At 72.0% G+C, this 4,134-nt stretch carries 6 protein-coding genes; 3 read left to right on the top strand and 3 right to left on the bottom strand.

Translation table 11 applies throughout. From position 1 onward, the window contains the following. Window positions 1–16: 16 nt before the first annotated feature. Window positions 17–865, top strand: a complete 849-nt coding sequence (locus FNQ90_RS14625; protein WP_182606784.1) for an ATP-grasp domain-containing protein — start codon at window positions 17–19, stop codon at window positions 863–865. A 137-nt stretch (window positions 866–1,002) separates the two neighbouring features. After that, the gene (locus FNQ90_RS14620; RefSeq protein WP_182606783.1) at window positions 1,003–1,269 is read left to right on the top strand and encodes an HU family DNA-binding protein; all 267 of its coding nucleotides are present in this window, start codon (window positions 1,003–1,005) and stop codon (window positions 1,267–1,269) included. Window positions 1,270–1,348: 79 nt separating this feature from the next. On the opposite strand, the gene FNQ90_RS14615 is transcribed toward FNQ90_RS14620, so the two are convergent. Next, complete coding sequence (locus FNQ90_RS14615) at window positions 1,349–1,846, bottom strand: small multi-drug export protein (RefSeq protein ID WP_323379967.1); 498 nt, start codon at window positions 1,844–1,846, stop codon at window positions 1,349–1,351. Then, window positions 1,828–2,505 carry a TetR/AcrR family transcriptional regulator gene (locus FNQ90_RS14610; protein WP_182606782.1) on the bottom strand — a complete coding sequence of 226 codons (678 nt, stop codon included), beginning with the start codon at window positions 2,503–2,505 and terminating at the stop codon, window positions 1,828–1,830. Before FNQ90_RS14610 ends, FNQ90_RS14615 begins: the two co-directional genes overlap by 19 nt. Before the next feature lie 107 nt (window positions 2,506–2,612). Between FNQ90_RS14610 and FNQ90_RS14605 the strand changes: the two genes are divergently transcribed. Next, the gene (locus FNQ90_RS14605; protein ID WP_182606781.1) at window positions 2,613–3,086 is read left to right on the top strand and encodes a GNAT family N-acetyltransferase; all 474 of its coding nucleotides are present in this window, start codon (window positions 2,613–2,615) and stop codon (window positions 3,084–3,086) included. 152 nt (window positions 3,087–3,238) lie between these two features. Here FNQ90_RS14605 and FNQ90_RS14600 read toward each other — a convergent pair. Beyond that, a partial coding sequence (locus FNQ90_RS14600) for an ABC transporter permease (protein WP_182606780.1) occupies window positions 3,239–4,134 on the bottom strand: 896 nt, incomplete at its 5' end.

Here is a 4,134-nt window from a genome sequence, read left to right as displayed (position 1 = left end):
CCCCGGAGAACGCGAGATGACCGCCCGCCGCCCCAAGGTCCTGTTCGTCACCGACCTCGCCTATCCGGCGCGCGGACGCCGGTACGGCGACGAGGACATCCTGCTCACCTCCCGCCTGCGCGAGGACTTCGACATCGCCCTGTGCCATCCGCGGGACGCGGTCGCCCTGATGGACGCCTTCGACCTCGTCGTGGTCCGCAACAGCGGCCCGGTGATCCACTACCGGGAGGCGTACGAGGCGTTCCGGGAACACGTCCGGACCCACCGCGTCCCGGTGTACAACCCGCTGACCGGTCGCGGGGACATGGCGGGCAAGGGCTACCTGCCGCTCCTGACCCGGGCCGGGTACCCGGTCATCCCCACCGTAGGCCGACCGGGGGAGGTGGGCCTGCTGCCGGCGGCCGACCGGTACGTCGTCAAACCCGAGGTGGGCGCGGATTCCATCGGTCTGCGGATCCTCGACTCCTCGGAACTCGCGGAACTCCCCGCCACCCCGGGAGAGGGACTGCTGATCCAACCACTGGTGGACTTCCGGTACGAGGTGTCCTTCCTGTACATGGACGGCGTATTCCGTTACGCCCTGTACACCCCCGACCCCGGGCGTCGGTGGGAGCTGAGTCCCTACGAGCCGACCGGGGCCGATCTGGAATTCGCCCGACGGTTCGTCGAATGGAACACGCTCGACCACGGTATCCAGCGGATCGACGCCTGCCGGACCCGGGACGGGGGGCTCCTGCTGGTCGAACTGGAGGACCTCAACCCCCATCTCTCCCTGGACCGTGTACCGGAGGCGGTCCGCGAGGACTTCCTCACGGCTTTCACGGAGTCCCTCCACCGTTTCGCCGCGCTCCATCCCCGGCCCTGACCCCGCCGGCCCGTTCGCCGGGACGGACCGGCGGAAGGGGCGGAGGATCCCGACCGGTGCCACGATGGCCGTCCGGGTCCGGTCCGCCGGACCCGGACGGCGAAACAGGCACCGACGAAGGATGGACGGGACGGGACATGGACAGGACCGAACTGGCCGAACGCACTCTTCACAAGGCCGCCGACGCGGGGGCCGAACTCTCGGTCGAGCAGGCGGGACAGGTCATCGACGCGCTCTTCGGGACGCTCGAGCGCCCCGGTGCCATCGCCGAGGTCATTCGCTCCGGTGAGGCCGTCACGGTGCTGGGCTTCGGCACCTTCGACACCGATGGCCACGGAGCGGTCTTCCGCCCGGGCACGGCCCTGGTCGAGTACCTGGAGAACGGACCCGCTCCGCGCCGCTGAGCGGACGAGCGCGCGCGGCGTCCCCGTTACCGCCGCCCTCGACGGGCGACGGGGCCGGCCGTCGGGCGGTTTCCGGAGGTCAGGAGACGAACAGGTCCATGCCGGCGATCGCCAGCCCCGCCGCGAGCGCCCCCCAGGCCAGGGTCGCCGTCCCCACCCAGACCGTGGCCCGTCGGGCGGTGACGCCCATCGAGACCGCGACCGCCGCCGAGAGTTGGGTACCGATGCCCAGGGGCCCCAGGACGGCCAGCCCCGGCATGCCCCATCGATTGAGGATGCGGCGGATGCGTTCCCGACGAGCCGCGGCCCGCTCGGACACCGGTGCCGGGGGCGCCGTCCCCGCCGTATCGACCGGTGCCCGGGCGGCCCTCCGGGCCCGCCGATCCAACCACCAGTGGCGCAGCCGCTCGCCGTAGTAGGCGGTCAGGGCGACCGTCAGCAGGTTCCCGGTCAGACCGGCCACGGTCACCGCGATCGGGTTGAGGCCCGCGACGATCCCCGCCGGGATGACGATGATCGCCTCCAGCCAGGGGAGTGCCCCGCCGAGGAAGACCCCGATCAGTCCGCCGATCTCCACTGCTTCCGCTCCCGTGTGTGTGTTCCGCCCCGGGAGGATTCCGGGGCGTCCTTCCGCAGGTTTCCGCCGGAGTCGGAACCGGTGATGAGGCTCTCGACGCTCCGGGCGAGCAGATCGCCGTCCAGGGGACGACCGGTCACCAGCGCCTGGATCAGTGCCCCGTCCACCAGGGCGGTGACAGCCCCGGCCGTCCGCGCGTCGCAGACCGTCGCCACCACCCGGGTCATCTCCCCGACCCACGCGTCCACCAACGGCCGCAGCCGCTCGTCCCGGGCGGCCGCGAGGTAGAGGTCGTACTCGACGATCGCCCGGTCCCGGTTCTCCAGGTACCCCGCGGCGGCTCCGGCGATCACCGGCCCGGGGGTGTCGGGCGCCGCGGCCAATGCCTCCCCCCACCCGGCCAGGGTGCTCCGGCACTCGTCGGCCACCCTCGCCAGGGCCGCGTCCACCAGATCGCCGAGGGAGGGGAAATAGTAGGTGGTGGACCCGAGGGGGACACCGGCGCGCGTGGCGATGAGGCGATGGGTGGTCCCCCCGATGCCGTGGTCGGCGATGACCGCCACCGCGGCCTCCACGATGGCCGCCCGCCGCCCCTCGGGGTCCCGTGCACGCCGATGCGCCGGCCGCCCCCGGTGTTCCGCCTGCTCCGTCGATCCCATGCCTCTCCTTGTGTACATTCGTACATGTACGAATGTACCACCATTCTGGTGAGCTCCTCGGGGCATGGTCGCTCCGCCGGGGGGCGGGACGGACGTAGGGTGAGGGCATGGTCCCTGACGCACCCGCCGTGCGGTCGGCCGGTCCGGGGGACGCCCCGGTGGTCGCCCGGCTGTTGCACGACTTCAACACGGAGTTCGCCACGCCCACCCCCGGCGTGGATGTCCTCGCCGCCCGCCTGGAGCGACTGCTCGCCGAACCCGTCACCACCGCGCTCCTCGCGGGTGACCCGGCGGTCGGTGTCGCCCTGGTCACCCGGCGGCCGAACGTCTGGTACCGCGGACCGGTCGCCCTCCTCGACGAGTTCTACGTGGCGCCCCACCTGCGCGGGCGCGGCATCGGCGGAGCCCTGATGAGGCGTCTGCTCGCCGACGCGGTCGAGGAGGGCGTCTCCCTGGTCGAGATCAACGTCGACGAGGGTGACACGGACGCCCGGCGCTTCTACACCCGGCACGGCTTCACCGACATCGACCCCGATTCCGGCGAACGCGCCCTGTACCTCCAGCGGGAACCCGACCGCTGAGCCCACGGGGCCCGGAACCCGGCTGTCCTGCCCGTGGGGGGAGCGACGAACGGTGGGCGGCCGCCATGGCCCGCCCGCGAGAACGTTGCGACGGCCCCTCTTCCCCTCCCCTCCTCCGGCGCCCGCCGCCCGGGCCCGGGGCCGGGGGCACGTCACCCCTCGGCGCGCGTGAGCAGACCCCGATTGCGCAGGATGCGGCGTTCCACCGGGGAGAACAGGAGAAGATCGATGGCGATGCCCACCAGCAGGATGAGGATGATCGAGGCCAGCACCCCCGACATGTTGGACAGCGTCCGGTAGTTCTCCATGAGTTGCCCCAGACCGGTGCCCAGGTCGGGGGAGTGGACGATGAGTTCGGCCGCCATCAGCGAGCGCCAGGCGAAGGCCCACCCCTGCTTGAGGCCCGCGACATAGCCGGGGAGGGCGGCGGGCAGCAGGATGTGGCGCACGGCGGTGAAACCGCGGGCACCCAGCACCCGCCCCACCTTCAGGTGAATCGGCGGTATCTGGTCCACCCCGGCCACGATGCCGTTGGCGATCGAGGGCACCGCACCCAGCAGGATCACGGCGTAGATGGTGCCGTTGCTCAGCCCGAACCAGATGATCGCCGCCGGGACCCACGCGATGGAGGGGAGCGACTGCAGCCCGGTCACGATGGGGCCGATCGCGGCCCGTACCACGGCGAACCGTGCGATGAGCAGACCCAGCGGGGTGCCGATGGCGATGGCGACGGCGAAGCCGAGGAGACCTCGGGAGACGCTCGTCCACACGAAGTCGAACAGGGTGCCCCGTCGCCACATCGTGTCGACCTCGTTCCACACGTCCCACGGGCCGGGAAGCACGTAATCGGGCTTGATCCCGGAGAGATGGGCGAGTTGCCACACCGTCAGGACCAAGGCGACCGCCACCAGGGGCGGCACCATCTTCGTGCGCACCAGCCGGCCCCACCGGGGCGCGTCCGGCGTGGTTCGGGTCTCCAGGGCGTCGAGGCCCGCCTCCAGATCGGCCAGCTCCCGGTCGGAGCCCTCAGGGCGGGCGGTGGTGGGAG

It is taken from the genome of Streptomyces alkaliphilus, assembly GCF_014141535.1.
GTDB lineage: Bacteria > Actinomycetota > Actinomycetes > Streptomycetales > Streptomycetaceae > Streptomyces > Streptomyces alkaliphilus.
This window is presented reverse-complemented; position numbering and strand designations above follow the sequence as displayed.

Coding starts and splice junctions, on each gene's coding strand:
- FNQ90_RS14625 (WP_182606784.1), top strand. CDS start 17: ATGACCGCCCGCCGCCCCAAGGTCCTGTTCGTCACCGACCTCGCCTAT.
- FNQ90_RS14620 (WP_182606783.1), top strand. CDS start 1,003: ATGGACAGGACCGAACTGGCCGAACGCACTCTTCACAAGGCCGCCGAC.
- FNQ90_RS14610 (WP_182606782.1), bottom strand. CDS start 2,505: ATGGGATCGACGGAGCAGGCGGAACACCGGGGGCGGCCGGCGCATCGG.
- FNQ90_RS14605 (WP_182606781.1), top strand. CDS start 2,613: ATGGTCCCTGACGCACCCGCCGTGCGGTCGGCCGGTCCGGGGGACGCC.